Source organism: Thiorhodococcus mannitoliphagus (genome assembly GCF_010915725.1).
GTDB lineage: Bacteria > Pseudomonadota > Gammaproteobacteria > Chromatiales > Chromatiaceae > Thiorhodococcus > Thiorhodococcus mannitoliphagus.
Window position 1 is genome coordinate 1 of sequence record NZ_JAAIJR010000269.1, and the last position, 2867, is coordinate 2867.

General features: G+C 58.7%; 2 protein-coding genes and 1 pseudogene. 2 read left to right on the forward strand and 1 reads right to left on the reverse strand.

Annotated elements, in window-relative coordinates; genetic code table 11:
* Positions 1-217: 217 nt before the first annotated feature.
* Positions 218-1159 (reverse strand): DUF4351 domain-containing protein, encoded by a 942-nt coding sequence (locus G3480_RS25900; RefSeq protein WP_164657090.1) that lies wholly within the window; start codon positions 1157-1159, stop codon positions 218-220.
* A 247-nt stretch (positions 1160-1406) separates the two neighbouring features.
* Between G3480_RS25900 and G3480_RS25905 the strand changes: the two genes are divergently transcribed.
* Both G3480_RS25905 and G3480_RS25910 read left to right on the forward strand, forming a co-directional pair.
* Entirely contained in the window at positions 1407-1613 is a 207-nt protein-coding gene (locus G3480_RS25905) for a HigA family addiction module antitoxin (protein ID WP_338114229.1), read from the forward strand.
* A 414-nt stretch (positions 1614-2027) separates the two neighbouring features.
* Positions 2028-2714, forward strand: a pseudogene (locus tag G3480_RS25910) (IS1634 family transposase); the annotation flags it as partial.
* Positions 2715-2867 lie beyond the last annotated feature (153 nt).

The following is a 2867-nucleotide window of genomic DNA, read 5'->3' on the forward strand; positions in this document are numbered from 1 at the left end:
GGAAAGCCGCTTGTCCGGTTCTGAGAGGGGCCGGGTCGCAACCTGGACCACGGGCGAGATCATGTGGCACCGCCGGGAAACCAGGCGGCAAACAGAGAACACAAACGTCGCCCTACCGTCCGGGGAGTGCCCGGCCTACTCAAAACCCTCGGCTTGCGGTTTCCCGTGCCCTGAGTTATTGAGACGTTACGATTTCAAGACTTAACCCTGCGCCCTCTCAGTGGAAAATCGTTTCCGGGCTCTCGGCGCTGAGGATGCGCTCGCACCAAGCCTCGAGCTGCTCCGGGTCAGCCGATTCAATGCGCGTGCGGTAATGCTCGACCACTTCAGCGCCAAACTTCTTGCTCAGCTGGCGCAGCAGGATGATGGCTTCGCCCCGCTGAATACCCGCTTGCTCAACCGTCGTCACATAAGGCATACGCTGTTGCTCCTCGTAGGCATAGAGTTCTTGGCGAAAGTCTGCTTCCAGTCCCGCGGGTAGGCGGATCATCCAGTCGATGAGTCGGAACAGCTCCAGAATCAGCGCGCGCTCATAGCCGCGCTCGTACATCAGGCGGATGAGGCGGAATTTCCAGCCTTTGAGCGTTTCGGCATCGTCAGTGACCTTGGCGCGGATCTGCGCCATCACCACCAAGGCGAAGACGTTGTCGCTAGCCTCCAGGGCCGCCCAGCGATCCGGCTCGGCGTAGTCGAGCAGTTTGACCATCGGAAACTCGAAGGCAATCCGACAGCCCCAACGCCCATCCTCATAGCGCACCGGGCGAAATCGCTGGTTGCTATCGCTCAGCACCGCCAGGCTGACCACCGAACGGTCATACCGATCGCGTATCCGGTAGTTGTAACGAAACATCCGCTTGGGAAAAACCGCGTGCGCATCGCTCTGCACTTCAACATGGACCAGCACCCAGGTCTCGCGACCGTCTCTTGTGCGCACATCAAGCAGTTTGTCGGCGTAGCGCCGGCCGCTGTCGGCATCACCGGTAATCTGCTGCAGCTCGTTGTCGAGCGAGCGGTAGGGCGCGGTCCAGTCGATTTCGGCATGGATGGCCGGAAACAGCAGCCCGAGGAACTCCGGAAAATAGCGCTCCAAGGCTTCTTTCCACGGGCTATCGTAGTCGCTCTGAGCGGTCGGGTCGGCGGTTTGGCTGTTGGCTGTCATCGCGCAAGTCTAGCGGATTCGCCCAGACGGGTGGGAGCGGCTTGCCGCCGCGCGCGGCGAGCGTCGCGGCGGCAAGACAGGACGCCGCTTCAACCAGGGCGCTTACGCGCTCGCCTCCCCGCCCTCGTTCGCCGCCGCCGGCAAACCTCCGATCGGGAGGCGTGCCGTTCAACAATCGACCGAAGCCCCGATACCTCGCGCGATAGGGCGGCAATCCAGCAAACTGTCCCGGGATCTCGCCATCCATGTGCCTTATCAGCGTGTCAACGAACTCGTCAACCAAAAGCGCGGGGGCACTCCAAGCACTGCGCTGAGATTGAGCAAGTTCTTTGGCGTATCGGCTGAATTTTGGCTGAGCCTTCAAACGCGGTGGGATCTGTTTCGCGCCCAAATGACCGAAGCTGATGAGCTGAAGACGATACAAGATCATCATCACCTTCGTCGAACAGCTTGATGAACATGAATCAGTATCCAAGATCTACTTGGTAACGGTTCCAAAATAACCCACACAGCTGTAGGTTGGGCAAAGTGCAGCGTGCCCAACAAAGACGGACCGATATGTATCACTCGTTTTTGAATCGATCCTTGAGCTCATCCCAGGTGATCATGACTTAAATGTATTAACAATCGAAGCCTCATTCGCCGAGGACATTTCCAGCTAGCCGATATTCCGCACGCCATAATGTGTAATAACGAATTTTTTGTTGCTGATTTTCAGTGGAGATGTCGTCATCTCGCACACGGAAAACGAACAAGACGCCTGTCATCGTAGCTTAGCACCGTTATTCCACAGCCATCACCCCAGCGGCAGCTGCTCCCTCACGTTCTGTATCATCGCGTTTTTTGCCAACGCTGAGGGGAAGCACAGATGGCCGTGCACATCGAAACCGGCTCCATGGCCAGTCCACGCCATTACAGCAGCCAGGTCCTCAATCACCTGGGACTGGTCGCCGGGATGTACGACGAGCTGGGTCTCGGGGAGCTGATCGACCAGGTGCTGGTGCAGGATGAAGACAGCCGCAACGTCTCCCTCGGGCAGGCGGTTAAGGCGATGGTGCTCAACGGCTTGGGCTTTACGCAGCGTGCGTTGTACCTCACCCCGTTGTTCTTCAAGGACAAGCCTGTTGAGCGGCTGCTCGGCCTGGGGATCACCGCGGAGCATCTCAACGACGATGTGCTCGGGCGCGCGCTGGATCGGATCTACGCCTATGGTCCGACCCGACTGTATGCGCAGCTGGCCGCGCGAGCGGTGCAGCGTTTGGGCTTGGTGTGTCGTTTCGGGCACCTCGACGCGAGCAGTTTCCATGTCGATGGGCAGTACAACAGCGCTCTCGAGGAAGAGCCGACGGGCGTGATTCACATCACCCGCGGCTACAGCCGCGATCACCGTCCCGAGTTGAATCAGGTGGTGCTGCAATTGCTGTGCGAGCGCCAAGCCGGGATTCCTCTGCTGATGGAAGCCTTGAGCGGCAACAGCAGTGACAAAACGGCCTTCCGCGAGACCATCAGGACCTACATCGGGCAGCTGCAAGGCGATGTCGGGTTGGAGATCCTATAGTGGACCCCGAAAATTGGACACGGATTTAAGTTATCGCCTCGCACATTAACGAGGAGAGCGACAGTGACAGAGAGGAATCGTAAGACCTTTTCGGCGAGCTTCAAGGCGAAGGTGGGGCTTGAGGCGATTCGTGGGGTCAAGACGACCAAC